Origin of the sequence: Blastococcus sp. HT6-30, from assembly GCF_039729015.1 — a bacterium.
Taxonomy (GTDB): Bacteria; Actinomycetota; Actinomycetes; order Mycobacteriales; family Geodermatophilaceae; genus Blastococcus.
On the sequence record NZ_CP155792.1, the window covers coordinates 3,683,127 to 3,701,696 of the forward strand.

General features: G+C 74.3%; 17 protein-coding genes. 9 read left to right on the forward strand and 8 right to left on the reverse strand.

The window, feature by feature from the left end; all coding sequences use genetic code 11:
- The first annotated feature begins 117 nt into the window (after nucleotides 1–117).
- The 9 genes from ABC795_RS17810 to ABC795_RS17850 all read left to right on the forward strand — a co-directional run bounded on the left by ABC795_RS17810 (nucleotide 118) and on the right by ABC795_RS17850 (nucleotide 12,200).
- Entirely contained in the window at nucleotides 118–594 is a 477-nt protein-coding gene (locus ABC795_RS17810; protein ID WP_091930860.1) for an NUDIX hydrolase, read from the forward strand.
- On the forward strand, nucleotides 591–2,981 hold the full coding sequence (locus ABC795_RS17815; RefSeq protein WP_347058691.1) for a DUF6049 family protein: 2,391 nt from the start codon (nucleotides 591–593) through the stop codon (nucleotides 2,979–2,981). The genes ABC795_RS17810 and ABC795_RS17815 overlap by 4 nt, the downstream gene beginning before the upstream one ends.
- Nucleotides 2,978–5,062: a murein biosynthesis integral membrane protein MurJ gene (gene murJ, locus ABC795_RS17820; protein WP_347058692.1), complete on the forward strand. Its 2,085-nt coding sequence runs from the start codon at nucleotides 2,978–2,980 to the stop codon at nucleotides 5,060–5,062. The genes ABC795_RS17815 and murJ overlap by 4 nt, the downstream gene beginning before the upstream one ends.
- 80 nt (nucleotides 5,063–5,142) lie before the next feature.
- Complete coding sequence (locus ABC795_RS17825; protein ID WP_347058693.1) at nucleotides 5,143–6,792, forward strand: hypothetical protein; 1,650 nt, start codon at nucleotides 5,143–5,145, stop codon at nucleotides 6,790–6,792.
- A gap of 97 nt (nucleotides 6,793–6,889) precedes the next feature.
- Nucleotides 6,890–7,870, forward strand: coding sequence for a thioredoxin-disulfide reductase (gene trxB, locus ABC795_RS17830; protein ID WP_347060745.1), 981 nt, complete (start codon nucleotides 6,890–6,892; stop codon nucleotides 7,868–7,870).
- A gap of 114 nt (nucleotides 7,871–7,984) precedes the next feature.
- Nucleotides 7,985–8,314, forward strand: coding sequence for a thioredoxin (trxA, locus tag ABC795_RS17835; RefSeq protein ID WP_347058694.1), 330 nt, complete (start codon nucleotides 7,985–7,987; stop codon nucleotides 8,312–8,314).
- A gap of 257 nt (nucleotides 8,315–8,571) precedes the next feature.
- Nucleotides 8,572–9,705: an N-acetylmuramoyl-L-alanine amidase gene (locus ABC795_RS17840; protein WP_347058695.1), complete on the forward strand. Its 1,134-nt coding sequence runs from the start codon at nucleotides 8,572–8,574 to the stop codon at nucleotides 9,703–9,705.
- An 81-nt stretch (nucleotides 9,706–9,786) separates the two neighbouring features.
- Complete coding sequence (locus ABC795_RS17845; RefSeq protein WP_347058696.1) at nucleotides 9,787–11,208, forward strand: PLP-dependent aminotransferase family protein; 1,422 nt, start codon at nucleotides 9,787–9,789, stop codon at nucleotides 11,206–11,208.
- A complete protein-coding gene (locus tag ABC795_RS17850) occupies nucleotides 11,205–12,200 on the forward strand; it encodes a D-alanine--D-alanine ligase (RefSeq protein ID WP_347058697.1) in 996 nt (331 codons plus the stop codon). Before ABC795_RS17845 ends, ABC795_RS17850 begins: the two co-directional genes overlap by 4 nt.
- Before the next feature lie 74 nt (nucleotides 12,201–12,274).
- Here the strand turns inward: ABC795_RS17850 and ABC795_RS17855 are convergent, their stop codons facing one another.
- The 8 genes from ABC795_RS17855 to rpmH all read right to left on the reverse strand — a co-directional run bounded on the left by ABC795_RS17855 (nucleotide 12,275) and on the right by rpmH (nucleotide 17,890).
- Complete coding sequence (locus ABC795_RS17855) at nucleotides 12,275–13,330, reverse strand: ParB/RepB/Spo0J family partition protein (RefSeq protein WP_347058698.1); 1,056 nt, start codon at nucleotides 13,328–13,330, stop codon at nucleotides 12,275–12,277.
- A 25-nt stretch (nucleotides 13,331–13,355) separates the two neighbouring features.
- Nucleotides 13,356–14,411: a ParA family protein gene (locus tag ABC795_RS17860; protein ID WP_347058699.1), complete on the reverse strand. Its 1,056-nt coding sequence runs from the start codon at nucleotides 14,409–14,411 to the stop codon at nucleotides 13,356–13,358.
- Between the two features lie 94 nt (nucleotides 14,412–14,505).
- Entirely contained in the window at nucleotides 14,506–15,195 is a 690-nt protein-coding gene (gene rsmG, locus ABC795_RS17865) for a 16S rRNA (guanine(527)-N(7))-methyltransferase RsmG (RefSeq protein WP_347058700.1), read from the reverse strand.
- Complete coding sequence (locus ABC795_RS17870) at nucleotides 15,192–15,785, reverse strand: protein jag (protein ID WP_347058701.1); 594 nt, start codon at nucleotides 15,783–15,785, stop codon at nucleotides 15,192–15,194. The genes rsmG and ABC795_RS17870 overlap by 4 nt, the downstream gene beginning before the upstream one ends.
- An 88-nt stretch (nucleotides 15,786–15,873) precedes the next feature.
- Nucleotides 15,874–16,986 (reverse strand): membrane protein insertase YidC, encoded by a 1,113-nt coding sequence (gene yidC, locus ABC795_RS17875; protein ID WP_347058702.1) that lies wholly within the window; start codon nucleotides 16,984–16,986, stop codon nucleotides 15,874–15,876.
- Complete coding sequence (gene yidD, locus ABC795_RS17880) at nucleotides 16,979–17,359, reverse strand: membrane protein insertion efficiency factor YidD (protein WP_347058703.1); 381 nt, start codon at nucleotides 17,357–17,359, stop codon at nucleotides 16,979–16,981. Before yidD ends, yidC begins: the two co-directional genes overlap by 8 nt.
- 11 nt (nucleotides 17,360–17,370) lie before the next feature.
- Nucleotides 17,371–17,751 (reverse strand): ribonuclease P protein component, encoded by a 381-nt coding sequence (gene rnpA, locus ABC795_RS17885; protein WP_347058704.1) that lies wholly within the window; start codon nucleotides 17,749–17,751, stop codon nucleotides 17,371–17,373.
- Between the two features lies 1 nt (nucleotide 17,752).
- Entirely contained in the window at nucleotides 17,753–17,890 is a 138-nt protein-coding gene (gene rpmH / locus ABC795_RS17890; RefSeq protein ID WP_091930872.1) for a 50S ribosomal protein L34, read from the reverse strand.
- Nucleotides 17,891–18,570 lie beyond the last annotated feature (680 nt).

The following is an 18,570-nucleotide window of genomic DNA, read 5'->3' on the forward strand; positions in this document are numbered from 1 at the left end:
AGTGCGACCGCCCATTCCCTCCGCCCGGCGCCGGCCCCCGGTCCGGCGTCGGCAGCGAGCTCGGTCCCCGCTGCGATGCTGCCGGAGCCCTCGACCGAGTCGCGCTACCCTCCTGGCATGGCTGGTACGGGCGGGCGCGGGCGCCCGGGCCGCCGGCTGCGACGGGTCGACGAGACCTCCGCCGGGGGCCTGGTGGTGGCCGACGACGGCGTGACCGGGCCCCGTGCCGCCCTGATCGGACGCACCGACCGCCGGGGCAGGCTGCTCTGGTCCCTGCCCAAGGGGCACATCGAGGCCGGTGAGACCCCCGAGGACACCGCCGTCCGCGAGGTGGCCGAGGAGACCGGGATCATCGGCGAGGTGGTCGCCCCGCTCGGGATCATCGACTTCTGGTTCGTCGCCGAGGGCCGCCGCGTGCACAAGACGGTGCACCACTTCCTCCTGCGGGCCGTGGGCGGCGCGCTCTCCGACGCCGACGTCGAGGTCACCGAGGTCGCCTGGGTGCCCTTGGAGGAGCTGAGCACGCGGCTGGCCTACGCCGACGAGAGGGCGCTCGTCGAGCGCGCGCCCGGACTCCTGGCCGACAGCGCGTGACGCGGCCGGCTGCCGCCCGCGCCGGCGGCCGCCCCGCCGCCGAGCCGCCCGCACGGCCCGGCGCCCCCCGGCGTGCGGCCGTACTGGTCCCGCTGCTCGCCGCCCTGGCCCTCGGCGGACCGGCTCTGCTCCCCGGCGCCGGGCTCGCACCGGCGGTCGCGGCGCCGGGTGCCGCGGCCCCCGCCGGCGCGAGCGACGCCGACCGCCCGGTGCGCATCGACGTGGCCCGGTTCGAGCCCCGCACGGTGACCCCCGGCTCGCTCATCACGGTGACCGGGACGCTCACCAACACCGGCACCGAGCCGGTCACCGACCTCGCCGTGCGGCTGCAGCGCGGCATCGTCCGCACCAGCCGCCCGGCGCTGGCCGAGGCGGTGAGCGACCCTGACCCGGCCACGACCGTGCAGCCGGCGTTCGCGCCGCTGCCGGGCGCGCTGGGCCCCGGCGACAGCACCGAGTTCAGCTACACGCTCGACTCCGCGGAGCTGCGGCTGGAGCAGGACGGCGTCTACCCGGCGCTGTTGAACGTGAACGGCACGATCGACGGCGACCAGGAGCGCCGGGTGGGGGAGCTGGCCACCTTCCTGGTGCAGCAGCCGGTCCTGCCCTCCTCGCGCACGACGGTCGCCTGGCTCTGGCCGCTGTCCGAGCGCAGCCACCGGAACGCCTCCGGCGACTTCGTCGACGACGAGCTCACCGAGGAGATCAGCCAAGGGGGCCGGCTCGACCGCGTCCTCGCCGTCGTCGAGCGGCTGCCCGCCGGTCTTCCCGACGGGGGTACCGCACCCGCCGCTCCGTTGCCGATCACCCTGGCGATCGACCCGGCCCTGGTGGAGGAGCTGGCCCTCATGGCCGATGGGCCCTACGCCGTCGACGGGGTGGCCGGCGCCGGAGCGGGCACCGAGGAGGCCCAGGCGTTCCTCGCCCGGCTGCGCGCGGTGGTGGCCTCCCGCCCGGTCGTGGCCCTGCCCTACGGCGACGTCGACGCCGACAGCCTCCAGGCGGCCGGACTGCCGTCGGTCGTCACCCGCAGCCTGCCGGGCTCCCCGGAGGGCACCGCCCAGGACCCGATCGGCCCGCCGCCGGTCGCCGCGGACCCGGCCGCCGAGGGCGGGACACCCCCGGCCGACGCGCAGGAGCAGCCCACCACCGGCGCCGGGGCGGAGATCCTCGCCGAGGTGCTGGACGTCGCGCCCGCCACCGACCTGGCCTGGGCCCCCGACGGTTCCTACGCCCCGGAGACGCTCGGCACCCTGCGGGCCGGCGGCATCGACCGGGTCGTCCTGGGCAGTGGTGCACTGACCGGGGGAGGCTCCGCCGTGGGCCTGGACGGGTCCGACGCCGTGGCCCGGGCCGCGGTCCCGACCGGCGAGGAGCCGCTGGACGTGCTGGTCGCCGACCCCACCTTGAGCACCGTGGTGGGCGCGGCCGAGGTGACCGCCGGTGGGCCGCGCATCGCCGAGCAGCGCTACCTGGCCGAGCTGGCCGCCCTCACCCTCCAGGCGCCACCGGGCAGCGAGCAGACGGTGCTGGTCGCCCCGCCGCGGAACCTCGAGGCTGGGCTCGAGGGCGCCGGCGCCATGATCTCCGACACCGTCGGCCTGCCGTGGCTGCGGGCGGGCAGCGTGGCGGCGCTGGACGCGGTGCCCGCCGCGGACGCGGGATCGCTCGCCCTCCCCGTCGAGCAGACCGGCCTGGACGGCGCCGGCATGGCGGTGCTCGGCGCCGCCGTCGCCGCGCGGGAGGACCTCGCCGCGGCGATCGCCGGGGACGCCGACCAGGCGCTGCAGGCCTACGACGCCGGCATCGCCCGCGCCGCGTCGGTCCTGTGGCGCGAGGACCCGGAGCTGTTCGCCGAGGCCGCCGCCGGCGCACGCGCCGCGCTCGCCCAGCTGCGCGAGCGGGTCACCGTCGTCGCCCCCGTGGACGGCACGTACAGCCTCGCCTCCAGCGACGCGCCCCTCGTGCTGACGGTGGACAACCCCCTGCCCTTCCCCGTGCAGGTCCGGCTCCGCGTCGACACCCCGGGCAACCGAGGGCTCAGCGTCGGGGACATCGGCGTCCAGACCCTGCCGCCGGAGCAGCGGACGACGTTGCAGGTACCCACCGAGCTGCGCCGCTCGGGCGGGTTCGCGGTGACCGCCCAGGTGACCACGCCGTCGGGCAGCCCACTGGGGAACCCCGTCGAGATACAGGTGAAGAGCACGGCGTACGGCCCGATCTCGTTGTCCATCACCATCGGCGCCGCGTCCCTGCTCGGCCTGCTCTTCCTCCGCCGGCTCGTGAACTTCGTCCTCCGCCGTCGCCGGGGGACCTCCGCCGCCGACGGCGGGACCGGACCGGCGTCGGCCGGGCTGTCCGTGCCGCCCACCCGGAGCCCGGTGTGAGCGACCAGCCCCGGAGCAGCGAGAACGGCGCGTCGTCGCCGGCCGGCGACGAGCCCGCCGACCGCGCCCGGCCGGCCCCCCTGCCACCACCCCCGGCGCCGACCAGCACGTCCACGGGGCGGCGCACCTGGGGCTCGCCGTTCCCCGTGCCGCCGGCCCCCTACCTGGCGACCCCACCGAGCGACGCGGTCTTCGCCGCACGCCCCACCGTCGAGGGGGGTCCGGCCGAGGCCGCCGCCGACAGCGGGCTCCCGCCGTCGCGTTCCCGGCCGCCGCTGCCTCCCGTGCCCCCGGCGGCGGGCCGGCCGGCCCGGCCGGCGGCCGCCCCCCTGCCTCCCCTGCCGCCGCTGCGGCACCGCTGGGTGCCGGCCGCGGACGACACCCAGGTCTTCCCCATGCCGGTGCTCCCGCCGGTGCCGCGCACCGGGCAGGAGACCGACGACGACGTCGAGCGGCGCGAAGGTGCACCGGGCGCGAGCGGGGGCATCCTGCGCGCGGCCGGCACGATGGCCGTCGCCACCCTGGTCTCCCGGATCACCGGGCTGCTGCGCACGATGGTGCTCGCCGCAGCCCTGGGCGTGGGGTTGTTCGCCGACGCCTACAACACCGTCAACACGCTGCCCAACATCGTCTACGAGCTGCTGCTCGGCGGCGTGCTGACCTCGGTCATCGTCCCGCTGCTGGTGCATGCGCAGGAACGCGACCGGGACGACGGCGTGGCGTACGCGCAGCGGCTGGCCACCCTGGCGATGACCGGCCTGCTGGTCATGACCGCGCTGGCGATCCTCGCCGCACCGCTGCTGACCTCGCTCCTGGGCCTCGACGAGAACCGCGAGCAGTACGAGGTGGCCAACTGGCTGGCCCGGATGCTCCTCGTGGAGATCGTGTTCTACGGGTTGGGTGCCTTCGCCCAGGCGATCCTGAACTCCCGCGGCGTCTTCGGGCCGCCGGCGTGGGCGCCGGTGCTCAACAACCTCGTGGTGATCGCCACGGGGCTGGCCTTCCTCGCGGCGGCCGGTCCCGGTGCGCTGGAGCCGGCCACCATCGCCCCGGGGCTGGTGTGGCTGCTCGGCATCGGCACCGTGCTCGGCATCGCGCTCCAGGCGGTGGTCCTCGTCCCGCTGCTGCGCAAGGTCGGGATCCCACTGCGCCCCCGCTGGGGTCTGCGCGACACGGGCCTGCGCGAGGCCGGGGCGCTGGGCCTGTGGGTCATCGGCTACGTGGCCGTGAGCCAGATCGGCGTCGTGGTGGCGCTGCGGATCGCCAACGCGGCGCAGCGCGACGGCGGCCTGGGCTCCACCGCCTTCCAGTACGCCAGTCTGCTGTTCCAGATGCCCTACGGGATCATCGGCGTCGCACTGCTCACCGCGCTGGTGCCGCGGATGAGCCGGGCCGCGGCACGGCGGGACGTGCCGGGCGTGGTCGAGGACCTCTCGCTGGGCACCCGCCTGTCGGCGCTGGGCCTGCTGCCGGTCACCGCCGTGCTGACGGTCCTCGGTCCGCCGCTCGGCGTGCTCGCCTTCGCCCGCGGCAACACCTCGGTGGACGAGGCGCAGGCGATCGGCGCCGCCCTGGCCGTCGGTGCCTTCGGTCTGCTGCCGATGGCGGTGACCCTGCTGCAGCTGCGGGTGTTCTACGCCATGAAGGATGCCCGCACGCCCACGCTCATCCAGGTGGGCATGGTCGCCGTCCGGGTGCCGCTGCTCGTCATGGTGCCCGTGGTCGTCGAGCCGGAGCTCGTGGTGGCCGGCCTGATGCTCGTCACCAGCCTGACCTACGTCGCCGGATGGGTCATCGGCGACCTCGCGTTGCGCCGCCGCTTCGGCGGGCTGCGCACCCGCGAGACGTTCGGCCCGCTCGCCCGGATCGCCGCCGTGGCGCTGGCTGCCGGTCTGGTCGGCGGTCTTGTCCGGATCGTGACCGACGACCTGCTCGGACGCTCCACCACAGGCTCGCTCCTGCAGGTGCTCCTCGGTACCGTGGTCGTCGGCGGCGTCGCACTGGTCGGTCTGGTGGTGGCCCGCGTTCCGGAACTCCGGGAGCCCCTGGCCGCGGTCAGGGCCCGGCTGGGACGCAGGTGACCGGGGACCACCGGCCGGAGCCGACCGTGCCGGAGCGACCGCCTCGGCGGTTCGAGCAGCACGAGGAGTCGACAGTGTCGATGGCGTCCACGACCACCGGCCTGCCCGACCGCTACCGCCCGCTGGACCAGATCGGTCCCGACGAGACCACCCCCACCGGCATCATCCAGAGCTGGCGGGCCAAGGACCGCGTCCTCAACCGCGACGTCGCCATCCGGGTGCACATCCCGGCCGGTCCCGCGGCGCACGCCTGGATCACCCGCGCGCTCACCGCCGGCGGGCTGGCCACCCCCGCGCTGGCCATGGTCTACGACGCCTCGGAGGGCAGCGGCGATCCGCAGGCCCCCGGCGGCGCCGCCTACGTCGTCAACGAGTGGATCGACGGCGAGACCCTCGCCGACCGGCTCCGGTCCGGTCCGATGCCCGAGCGCGAGGTCCGGCTCGTCCTCCGCCGGCTCGCCGAGGGCGTGGCCGAGGCGCACCGCGTGGGCCTGGCCGTCGGCGGCCTCTCGCTGGACAACGTCGTCCTGCGACCGAACGGGCTGGTCGGGCTGCGGGCGGTCCCCGCGGCCGCCGGCACCGTCGAGGGCGACATCACCGCGCTCGGTGAACTCCTGGAGGCCTGCCTCACCGGCGTCGGTCCCGGCGCCCGCCCGGTGACCGGCCCCTCCGACCTCGTGGCCCTCGCCCGCCGCGCCCGGTCCACCGCACCCGGCCGGGGGCTCTCCAGCGTCGCGGCCATGGCCGCCCTGCTCGGGGAGCGCGGGCGGAGCGGCTCCACGCAGAACCTGCACCCGAACCGGGCCGACGACACCGACGGCGGCCGTCGGCGCCGCCGCGAGGCGGGGGCCCCCGTTCGGCTCGAGCGGACCACGCTGCCCCCCGTGCCGCCGGTCCGACCGGTCGGCGACGGCGGGCCGCTGCCCGCCTCCGCGCTGGGCGGCGACACCGTCGCGGCAGCCCCCTCGTCGCTCCCGCCCGCGCCGGGGAGCGAGGACGAGCTCTTCGGCGTCCTGGGCGGCCGGGGAGCCCGCGACGAGGACGACGGCTACGCGCCAGAGGACGAGAACGAGGACGCGGCCCGCGGGCGCCGGTTGGTGGTCGTGGGCCTCCCGCTGCTGGCCCTCGTCGTGGTGATCGCGCTGGCCTGGTGGTTGGGCTCCAGCGTCCTGTCGGTGGCCGACTCCGTCGACGAGGAGATCGCCGGCTCGACCCCGCCGACGGCCGGCGCCCCCGTGGCGGACGGGGGCGGGGAGGAGCCGGCGCCGGCGCCGGAGCCGGGGGCCGCGGCCACCGTCAGCGCCGCCCAGGTGTTCGACCCGTTCGGCGACGGCGAGCCGGAGAACGACGAGGACGTCCCGCTGTCCTACGACGGCGACCCCGCCACCGGCTGGTCCACGCTGGACTACCGGGGCTCCCCCGCGTTCGGCAACCTCAAGCCCGGCGTCGGCGTCGTGTACGACCTCGGCGACGCGCACGAGCTGTCCGGCGTCACGGTGCAGTCGCCGGTGCCCGGCGCCACCGTGGAGGTGCGCACGTCGGAGTCGGCCGGCGGAACGCTGGAGGACTTCTCGGTAGCGGCCGCCGGCACGCTGACCGGGAGCACCGACCTCGCGTTCGACCAGCCGATTCCCGCCCGGTACGTGCTCGTGTGGATCACCGGCCTGGTCGACGGCCCCAACGGGTTCTCCGCCGAGCTGGCCGAGGTCGAGGTCCGCACCGCCGGCTGATCGACGCCGCCCCGGGACGGGGTCACGCGGGAATGGGGCCCTTACGATCGTGGTTGTGCCGCCCGTGACGACAGACCAGCCGACCCCCGGCCCCGCCGTGACCACCGGCGAGGTGACCCGACCGGTCATCCCGCCGGCCGAGCACGACGGCATCCGCGATCTGATCATCATCGGGTCCGGCCCCGCCGGTTACACGGCGGCCACCTATGCGGCCCGCGCGAACCTGCACCCGCTGGTCTTCGAGGGATCGCAGTTCGGCGGCGCCCTCATGACGACCACCGAGGTCGAGAACTTCCCCGGCTTCCCCGAGGGCATCCAGGGCCCGCAGCTGATGGACGACATGCGGACCCAGGCCGAGCGCTTCGGCGCCGAGCTGGTGCCGTCGGACGTGACCGGGGTCGACCTCACCGCCAACCCGAAGATCGTCAAGGTGGGCGACACCGCCCACCGCGCGCACGCCGTGATCGTGGCCACCGGCTCCAAGTACCGGTACCTGGGTCTGGACAACGAGCAGCGCCTGCTCGGCCGCGGCGTCTCGGCCTGTGCCACCTGCGACGGGTTCTTCTTCCGCGACCAGGACATCGTCGTCGTGGGCGGTGGCGACTCGGCGATGGAGGAGGCCACCTTCCTCACCCGGTTCGCCAAGAGCGTCACCGTGGTGCACCGCCGCGAGGAGCTGCGCGCCTCGAAGATCATGCAGCAGCGGGCGCAGGACAACGAGAAGATCCGCTGGGCGCTGGGCAAGCAGGTCACCGACGTGCTCGGCGAGTCGACCGTCTCCGCCGTCCAGCTGACCGACACCGCCACGGGTGCCACCGAGACCATGCCGGTGACCGGCATGTTCCTGGCCATCGGGCACGACCCGCGCAGCGAGCTCTTCGTCGGACAGCTGAAGCTCGACGACGAGGGCTACATCCAGGTCGACCACCCGACCACCCGCACCAACATCGACGGCGTGTTCGCCTGCGGCGACGTCGTCGACCACATCTACCGCCAGGCGATCACGTCGGCCGGCACGGGTGCCGCCGCCGCCATCGACGCCGAGCGGTGGCTCGCCGAGACATTCGACGAGCGCTGAGCGGCCTGCCCACCTCACGACCGCGCCGGGCATAACCACCCAGCCCGCGCGGTTGTGCGGGCGGAGGCTCGTCAGCGCCAGCAACGAGCCAGTCGACCGAGAGGGAGAACGACCATGGCAGGCAACACCGTGACCGTTACCGACGCCAGCTTCGCCACCGACGTGCTGGGCAGCGACAAGCCCGTGCTCGTCGACTTCTGGGCGGAGTGGTGCGGGCCGTGCAAGATGGTCGCCCCCGTGCTGGAGGAGATCGCCTCCGAGCACGGTGACAAGCTCACCATCGCCAAGCTCAACATCGACGAGAACCCGCAGATCGCCCGCGACTACCAGGTCATGTCGATCCCGACCATGACCGTCTTCCAGGGCGGCAAGCCGGTCAAGAGCATCATCGGCGCCAAGCCCAAGGGTGCCATCCTGAGCGACCTGGCCGACTACATCGGCTGACGCGCGCCGGTTCCGGCCTGCCTGCGGGGTCCCGCCGCGAGCGTGCGAGCGGCAGGGGCGGGCAGGTCCGCCATCACGCTGTGCACCGCGAAGGCCCACCCGTCCACCGGACGGGTGGGCCTTCGCCGTCACCGGGGGAGGATCGCCGCCCCCGGTGCGCCGTCCACGGCGGGAGGGACGACAATCGGTGACACGATGATGAGAACGGCGAAGCTCTCCAGTTCCCCAGCGGAGCTGTGATGGGAACCGACAGCCGCATGCAGCCTCTGAGGCCGGGGGACCGCGGGCCGGCCGTGGCCGACGTGCACGCCGCCCTCCGCAGCCTCGGCCTCCTCCCCTCCGCCGGCGACGGCGGCGATCCGGGCCTCGAGTCCGCGGAGTACGACGCCGCCACCGAACTCGCCGTCCGCCACTTCCAGCAGGTGCGCGGCCTGTCCGTGGACGGACGGGTGGGCGAGGAGACCTACCGGGCGCTCAGCGAGGCCCGCTGGTCGCTGGGTGACCGTCTGCTCCGCTACGACCCCGAGCGCCCGATGCGTGGCGACGACGTGACCAACCTGCAGGAGCGGCTGCTCGAGCTGGGCTACGACGCCGGCCGCGCCGACGGCATCCTGGGGCCCGAGACGGAGGTCGGTCTGCGGGCGTTCCAGCGGGACTACGGCCTCACCTCCGACGGCACCTGCGGGCCGGCCACGCTGCGGGCGCTGCGCCAGCTCGGCCGCAAGGTCACCGGCGGGCGGCCGCAGCTGCTGCGGCAGAGCGCCTCGTTCGTGGAGAGCGGACCGCACCTGATCGGCCGCCGGATCGTCGTCGACGCGGGGCACGGTGGAACCGATCCCGGGTTCATCGCCGGCGAGACCACCGAGGCCGACCTCGTCTTCGACCTCGCCTCGCGGATCGAGGGCCGGCTCGCCGCTGCCGGGGCCACCGTGTACCTCACCCGGGGTCGCGCGCAGGGTCCGGCCCACGCCGAGCGCACCGCCTTCGCCAACGACGCCCGGGCCGACCTGTTCATCTCCCTCCACCTGGACGCCCACGGATCCGAGCACGCCCGGGGCGTGGCCAGCTACTACTACGGCACCGGCTCCGGGGCGTCGTCCACGGTGGGGGAGCAGTTCGCCAACCTGGTGCGCCGCGAGGTCGTGGCCCGCACCGGCATGCTCGACCTCGGGTCGCACGCCAAGACGTGGGACATCGTCCGGATGACCCGCATGCCCGCGGTGCGGCTGGACTGCGGCTACCTCTCCCACCCGGTCGACCGGCTGCTGCTGCTCGACGCACGGGTCCGCAGCGCCATCGCCCACGGCGTCCTCGCCGCCGTCCAGCGGCTCTACCTCCCCGCCGAGGCCGATCCGCCGACCGGCACGTTCGTCCTCCCCGGGAGGGCGTGAGGCGGTCGGCGTGACCGATCGGTCCGTCGTCCTGACGTGTTGCGCGCGGCCGCTCCCTCGGGGCTGCCTACACTCCTGAAGGTGGCCACCATCCCGCCCGGCACGCCTGCCGGTCCCGGACAGCAGGGGGCGCACCACGGTGCGCATCCCCATCCCGCGCCGCGGCATCCGCGGCTCGACCCGCTGGCCGACCGGTACGCAGCACGGACCCACGGGATGAAGTCCTCGGAGATCCGGGCGCTGTTCTCCGTCGTGAGCCGGCCCGAGGTGGTCTCCCTCGCCGGCGGTATGCCCGCCGTCACCGCGCTCCCACTGGACGCCGTCGGCTCGATGATCGGCGACCTGGTGTCCGGGATGGGCGCGCAGACGCTGCAGTACGGCTCCGGTCAGGGTGACCCCCGGCTGCGCGAGCGGATCTGCGACGTCATGGCCCTCGAGGGCATCACCGACGCCTCGCCCAGCGAGGTCGTCGTCACGGTGGGCTCCCAGCAGGGCCTGGACCTGGTCACCCGCGTCTTCTGCGACCCGGACGACGTGATCCTCGCCGAGGGCCCGTCCTATGTGGGCGCCCTGGGGGTCTTCCAGGCCGCCCAGGCGCGGGTCCGGCACGTCGCCATGGACGACGACGGGCTCATCCCCGAGGCGCTGGAGGAGGCGCTGGTCGCCTGCCGCGCCGCGGGTGACCGGGTGAAGTTCCTCTACACGGTGCCGAACTTCCACAACCCGGCCGGCGTGACCCTCTCGGAGCCTCGCCGCGAGGCGATCATGGCGATCGCCGAGCGCTGGGACCTGCTGATCATCGAGGACAACCCCTACGGGCTGCTGGGCTTCGAGCAGGAGCCGATGCGCGCGCTGCGGGCCCGCGACGCCCACCGGGTCATCTACCTCGGCTCGTTCTCCAAGACCTTCTCCCCGGGGCTCCGCGTCGGCTGGGTCCTCGCCCCGCTGGCCGTCCGGGAGAAGCTGGTCCTGGCCACCGAGGCGCAGGTCCTCTGCCCGCCGTCCCTCACCCAGTACGCCGTCGCCCGGTATCTGGACACCCAGCCCTGGCGCGAGCAGATCAAGCTGTTCACCGAGCTGTACCGCGAGCGGCGGGACGCCTGCCTGGAGTCCCTCGAGGCCATGATGCCGGCCGGCACCACCTGGACCCACCCGCATGGCGGGTTCTACGTCTGGCTGAAGTTGCCGGCCGGTCTGGACGCCAAGCTGATGCAGCCCCGAGCCGTGGGTTCCCTGGTGGCCTACGTGCCGGGCATCGGCTTCTACGCCGACGGCAGCGGCCAGGAGTACATGCGGCTGTCCTACTGCTACCCGGAGCCGGACCAGATCCGGGAGGGCGTGCGCCGCCTGGCGCGCGTCATCGAGGCCGAGCTGGACCTGCACTCCACCTTCGACAAGGTCGACACCGGAACCTTCCGGGCCGTCCGGGCGGGCTCCGGCCAGGACGCCGAGTCCATGGTCGGGCCGGCCAACAGCGACCGATACGAGGACGGCCGAGCATGACCGAGTCCGCCGCCGCGCGCGTACCGGCTCCCGGCACCCCGTCGGAGCCGTTACGCGCCGTCGTCCTCGCCGGTGGGCTGACGTTCGAGCGGGAGGTCAGCCTCTCCTCGGGCACCCAGGTGGTCGAGGAGCTGACCCGCGCCGGGCTCGACGCGGAGCTGCGGGACGCCGACGCCGAGCTCCTGCCAGGACTCGCCGCCGTGCCCGCCGATGCCGTCTTCATCGCCCTGCACGGCGCCACCGGAGAGGACGGCGCTCTCCGGGCGGTCCTGGACCTGGCCGGGGTCCCCTACGTGGGCTCGCCGGCTGCCGCCTGCCGCCTGGCCTGGGACAAGCCGGCCGCCAAGTCGGTCGTCCGGACGGCCGGGGTGACGACGCCGGACTGGGTCGCCCTTCCGCACAGCACCTTCCGCGAACTGGGCGCCGGGGCAGTGCTCGACCTGATGGTCGCCCGCCTGGGCCTGCCGCTCATGGTGAAGCCCGCGTCCGGCGGCTCGGCCCTGGGCGTGCAGAAGGTCAGCCGGGTCGAGGACCTGCCGGCGGCCATGGTGAGCTGCTTCGCCTACGGCGACACCGTGATGGTCGAGCGGTACGTCGAGGGGGTCGAGGTCGCCCTGGCCGTCATCGACCTCGGCAACGGGCCGGAGGCGCTGCCCGCCGTCGAGATCGAACCGGAGTCCGGCGTCTTCGACTACACCTCCCGCTACACCCCCGGGCTCACCGAGTACCACGCTCCGGCACGAATTCCCGACGCCGTCGCCGCCCGGGCGGCGGAGGTCGCCGTCCGGGTGCACGAGGTGCTCGGTCTGGCCGACCTCTCCCGTACCGACGCGATCGTCACGCCGGACGGTGACGTCCACTTCCTCGAGGTGAACGTCTCGCCGGGTCTTACCGAGACCTCCATGTTCCCGATGGCGGTGGAGGCGGCCGGATACGAGCTGGGCGACGTCCTCGCCCGGCTGCTGGCCCGCCGGTCCGGCTCCACCGGCTGACCACCGGCCCCGCGACGGATTGAGGCCCCTTACGTCAGTGACGCAAGGGGCCTCAATCCTGAGGATGGCGTCGCTCAATCCTCCGCGCGGCGTCCGGTGATCTCCGGCGCCATGACGCCGATGATCCGCTGGAGGTCGTCGACCGAGCCGAACTCGACGACGATCTTGCCCTTGGCCCGGCCGATCTGGATCTTCACCTTGGTCTCGAACATGTCGGAGAGTCGGGACCCCAGCTCCTCGACCCCGGGGGCGCTGAGGTGGCGCGCCCGGCGCTTGGCCGTCGGCTGCTCGGCCGCAGCCAGCGCCACGGCTTCCTCGGTCGCGCGGACCGACATCCCCTCGGCGACGATGCGGGTGGCCAGCGCGTCCTGGGCTTCGGCATCGTGCAGTCCGAGCAGCGCACGGGCGTGGCCGGCGGAGATCACCCCGGCGGCGACCCGGGTCTGCACCTTCACCGGCAGCTTCATCAGCCGGATGGTGTTGGTGACCTGGGAACGGCTCCGGCCGATGCGCTGCGCGAGCTCCTCGTGGGTGGCCCCGAACTCCTCCAGCAGCTGCTGGTAGGCGGCGGCCTCCTCCAAGGGGTTGAGCTGGACGCGGTGGATGTTCTCCAGCAGGGCGTCGCGCAGCATGGCGTCGTCGGTGGTGTCCCGCACGATCGCCGGGACGCTGTCCAGCCCCGCCGCACGGGATGCGCGCAGCCGGCGCTCACCCATGATCAGCTCGTAGCGGCCGTCGCCGGCCTCGCGGACGACGATCGGCTGGAGAAGGCCGAACTCCCGGACGCTGTGCGTCAGCTCCTCCAGCGCCTCGTCGTCGAAGACCTGCCGCGGCTGCTTCGGGTTCGGGACGACGTCGTCGACCGCCACCTCGCGGAGCTGCGCGCCGGGCACCCCGACGGCCCCGTTCTCCGCCGTGGCGGAAGGCGCGGGCACCAGGCTGACCGGCGAGGAGGACGACTCCGGCGTCTGCTCACCGGCACCGTTCGCCGCGCGCTCGCCCGGCCGGCCGGTCTCGTCACGCTCGGGGGCGGGCGCCGGGGCCGGTGCGGCCACCGGGGCAGCAGCGGGGGGCGGCCCGGTCGGGATGAGCGCCGCCAGCCCGCGTCCCAGGCCACCTCGCTTCGTCATGACTGCTCCTCGCTGGCGGTGGTGCTCACTGGGAATCCTGGGTGCGGAAGGGAGCCGCGGTCTCACCGAAGGCGAGCGCGCCGACCGGGGTGGCCCCGTTGCTGCCGGCACCGCTGTCGAGCGGCTCCAGGGCGACGCCGCGCTGGGCGAGCTCGCGGGCGGCCTCCACGTAGCTTGTGGACCCGCGGGACCCCGGGTCGTAGGTCAGCACGGACTGCCCGTAGCCGGGCGCCTCGGAGACGCGGACGTTCCGGGGGATCACCGCGTTCAGCACCAGCTCGCCGAAGTGGTTGCGCACCTCGTCGGCCACCTGGTCGGCCAGCTTGGTGCGCCCGTCGTACATCGTCAGCAGGATGGTCCGGACGGCGATCCCCGGGTTGAGGTGCTGGCGGACCAGGTCGATGTTGTTGAGCAGCTGCCCTAGGCCTTCGAGCGCGTAGTACTCGCACTGGATGGGGATGAGCACCTCGTCACCCGCCACCAGCGCATTGAGCGTCAGCAGACCCAGTGACGGCGGGCAGTCGATCAGCACGTAGTGCGGTCGGCGGTCCTGTGGGAGCGCCGCGACGTAGGCCTCGATCGCGCGACGCAGGCGGTGCTCCCGGGCGACGACGGAGACGAGCTCGATCTCGGCGCCGGCCAGGTCGATGGTCGCCGGCACGCACAGCAGGTTCGGACTGGCCGTGGTGGGGTGCACCACCTCAGACAGCGTGCTGTCGCCGACGAGCGCGTCGTAGATGCTCGGGGTGCCCACGGTGTGCTCCACCCCCAGAGCGGTGCTCGTGTTCCCCTGGGGGTCGAGATCGATGACCAGCGTCCGCAGCCCGTACAGGGCGAGCGCCACGCCCAGGTTCACCGTCGACGTGGTCTTGCCGACGCCGCCCTTCTGGTTGGCGATGGTGATGACCCTGATCCGCCCGGGCGCCGGAAAGGGCTCCTGATCGGCGGCGTGGAGAACGCGCGTGGCGCGCAGCGCCTCCATGGCGATCGGACTGTCGAAGTCCGCCAGGCTTCCGGAGGACGGCGCCGACGACTGGTCTGCGGCGAGGTTGCTGCGCAGCCGCTCGCCCGGGTCGGTCATCGCGGATCCTTCCTCTGCCGGCGGAGTTTCACGTGGAACCCTACGGGTAGCTGGACCTGTTCCACGTGGAACAGGGTCGCTCGCCGGAGCATCCTCACCGTTCTCCGCGCGTCATGACCACCACGGTAGTGGCAGCGTCTCCCAGGGATGCACCGACGGCACGCGCCTCGACGTCCCGCATTCCCGCAGCCCAGAGTTCGGGGAGCAGGCCGGGGAGCTCGTCCAGGGCTCGTGCCCCGACGAGCGCCACCAGCTGGGCTCCCGGGCGGAGCAACCCACGGCACCAGCCGACGAGACGGGGGAGCGGCGCGACAGCCCGCGCGGTGACCACGTCCACCCGGCCGACAGCCGTGACGACGCCCCGGTCCTCGGCGCGTCCCCGCACCACCCGCCACGACGACGAGCCCGCCAGGTCCGCCACCGCCTCCTCGAGGAACTCGACCCGGCGAGCCATCGGCTCCACCAGGGTCAGCGCGATGTCGGGCCGGGCCAGACCCAGAGGGATCCCTGGAAGCCCCGCACCGCTGCCGACGTCGACGACGCGGGCGTCCCGCGGAACGGCCTCGGCGACCGCCGCGCTGTTGAGCACGTGCCGCTCCCACAGCCGGGGCACCTCGCGCGGCCCGATCAGGCCGCGGGTGACCCCGTCGGTGGCCAGCCGCGCCACGTACCGCTGCGCCACCGGCAGCGCCTCGCCGAAGACGCCGGTGGCCGCGGCCGGTGGCGCGGGCGGAGCCGCCCCCCCGGCCGCGGCCGCGCCCGGCGCCGGACGTCCGTCGGTCACCTGTCGGGCAGGACCACGACGCGGCGGTTGGGCTCCTCGCCCTCCGACTCGCTGTGCACCCCGGAGACCGAGGCGATGACGTCGTGGACGACCTTCCGCTCGAACGGGTTCATCGGGCTGAGTCGCTCCGGCTGCCCGCTGGAGGAGACACGGCGTGCGGTCTCCCCGGCGAGGGTGGTCAGGTCTGCCCGGCGCTCGGCCCGGTAGCCGCCGACGTCGAGCATCAGCCGGCTGCGCACGCCGGTCGACTGGGCGACGGCGAGCCGGGTCAGCTCCTGCAGCGCCTCCAGGGTGGCGCCGTCGGGGCCGATCAGGTCGTCGAGGCGGCCACCGACGATCGCGACCGATGCCCGGTCGCCCTCCACGTCCAGGTCGATGTCGCCGTCGACGTCGAGGATGTCGAGGAGGCGCTCGAGGTAGTCACCGGCGACGTCCCCCTCCCGGACCAGCAGGTCGTCACCGCTCCCACCGGCCTCACCGGCCCCACGCGGCTCGACCTCGACGGCCTCGACGACGGCGTCGTCGCTGGCGGGGTCGGCGTCGGGCAAGGCGGGGGCGTTGTCTGTCACGGGCTGCTGCGGAGCACTCACGGGTGTTCCTCCCAGTTCTGTGCGGCGGCCGGGTGTCCCCGGTGGTCGGTGTGCCGGACGTACCGGCGGGGGAGCGGTCGAGCGGTGGTCAGCGCCGCTTCCGCTTTCCGCGGTTGGCCGGGCCCTGTCCCGAGCCCGGGCGGGAACCGCCGCCGGCACGGGGCGTCCCGTTGGCCGAGCCGCCGGACGCGGGCCGCGCACCGTTGCCGCCGGCCGTCGGCGAACCGTCCGCGCCGGCCGCGGTGCTGCCGGTCGCCTCGGTCGTCGGAGTCGCCGACGGCGTGGTGGGGGGCGTCGTCGGCGCGCCCTGCTTCGAGCGGACCGGCTTGGCGCCGGGCTTCGGCGCGAGCGTGCGCGGGTCGACCACGGGCCTGCCCTCCGCGGCCTTGGCCTTCGCCGCGTCGGAGCCGGGCGGCGGCATCTTGCGGAGGATGAAGAACTGCTGGCCCAGCGTCCACAGGTTGTTGACCATCCAGTAGATGAGGACGCCGATCGGGAAGATGAAGCCGGAGACGAAGAGGCTGATCGGGACGCCGTAGAGCATCAGCTTCTGGATCATGGCGGCCTGGCCCTCGACCGGGCCGGAGCGCGACATGATCTGCCGCTGCGTGAAGTACGTCGTGGCGCACATGACCACGATCAGCGCGAAGGCGACGATCCGGATGTTGGTGTAGTTGACGCCCTGGATCCCCAGGATCGCCTGCTCCTTGGCGCCGCTCATGTTGAACGACGAGGAGATCGGGGCCCCGAAGAGCTTGGCGCGCGCCGCCTCGTCGGTGAGCTCGTCGGTCCACGAGTACAGCCCGTCCTTGCCCGGCGCCAGCCGGCGCAGGACGTGGAAGAGCGACAGGAAGATCGGGATCTGCGGCAGGATCGGCAGACAGCCGGCCAGCGGGTTGACCCCGCGCTCCTTCTGGAGCTGCTGCATCGCGACGGCCATGCCCTGGCGGTCGCTACCGTACTGCTTGCGCAGCTTGGCGATCTCGGGCTGCAGCTCCTGCATCGCCCGCTGCGACTTCACCTGCTTCACGAACAGCGGGAAGAGGATCAGCCGGATCGTGACGACCAGGAAGACGATCGCCAGCACCCAGCTCAGCCCGCCGAGCGCCGTCTCCGGCGCGGGGTCACCGAGGACCAGGTCCCAGAGCGAGTGCCACCGGGCCATCACCCAGGAGATCGCGGTGTACAGCCAGTCAAGCAACGGAGGACTCCTCCTGCGGGGTCCGGCACGCGGCCGGCGGGGTGGCCTCGCGGCCGGGGTCATCGGACGGCGCACCCGAGGGGCGTGCCGCTGAACTGGACGAGCGGGCGCCCGTCCCGGTTCCGCGCCGCCCGGTCACCGGCGGGACGAGGTCGACGCCCCCGGGGTGCCAGGGGGCGCACTTGAGCAACCGGACGAACGCCAGCCAGGTGCCGCGTCCCGCGCCGTGCCGGGCCACGGCCTCGGCCGCGTAGGCGCTGCACGTGGGGTGGAACCGGCAGCGCGGGGGGAGGGCCGGGCTGATGGCGCGGGAGTAGAAGCCCACCGCGCGCAGCAGCAGCCGAGCGACGGGCGAGCGGTGCGGGGTCGGCACGCGGCCGGCGCTCATCGCGCCCGCGCCCGGTCGCCGAGCAACCGGTCCAGGCCTGCGGACAGGTCGCGGTGCAACACGGCGGAGTCCGCGGTCGCGGCCTCCGGACGGGCCCGGACCACCAGGTCGGCACCGGCCGGGAGCCGGCCGAGTTCGGCCCGGACGACGGCCCGCAGGCGACGGGTCACCCGGTGGCGGACCACCGAGTTGCCCACGCTCTTGCCCACCACGAAACCGGCCCGCGCAGCCACCGGCGACGGGTGGTCGCCGGTCGGCTGCTCGGGCCGTTCGGAAAGGAGGTGCAGCACCATGGTCGGCCGCCCGGCGCGCCGGCCGGAACGGACGACCGCGGTGAAATCCGGGCGCCGGCGCAGGCGTGCCTGCGCAGGCAGCACGTCAGGCGGAGAGCTTCTCGCGGCCCTTGCGCCGACGGGTGGCGAGGATCGCCCGGCCCGCGCGGGTCCGCATCCGCAGCCGGAAGCCGTGGGTCTTGGACCGGCGACGGTTGTTCGGCTGGAACGTGCGCTTGCTCACGAGGTACTCCCACTACACGACATCGGCGGTGCGCTCCCGTCGGTGGACGGGGGCGCGCAGGGTGTCGGGTCGGCACAACGGCCGCCCCTGCCACCCGGAAGCTGGCACTGCGGAGCGCCGGACCGGCACCCGACCGGCGCAGGCACGCTGCAGCGGCCGGGAACGGGCCGACCCGTCCACAGACTGCGGCAAGCATAGCCGAGGACCGGGCAGTGCCGGCGAACGACCGCCCATGATGGTCCCACGGGACCGCGGCGGCTTCCCCGGCGCGCCGGGGAAGGGACGGTCCCGTCGACCCCGGGGCGCGCCCGACGGCCACGGCGGCGTTGCCCGGCTGTGGATGGAGCTGTTAGCGTCGCCGTCGCTCCGCGTCGGGCGTCAGGGTCACGACGCGCGGGCCGACCTCGTCGGTCGACCGACCGCCGAGCCACTCCTCCAGCCGCCCGATCCGGGCCGTGACCAGCCAAGATGCTGCACCGGCCATAGTTCCTCGCGGAGCCGGCGCACCATCCTGCCGGCCGCGCACAGCCTGTGGACACCGATGTGGACCACATGCGTTCGTGTGTCCACAACGGGGGCATCCACCGGTGGACGGACGCGGGTCGCGGGGAGACCGGCACGGCAGGTGCCGGGACACCGGGAGCGGCCGCGGGGTCGACTGCATGGGAGGACGACACGGC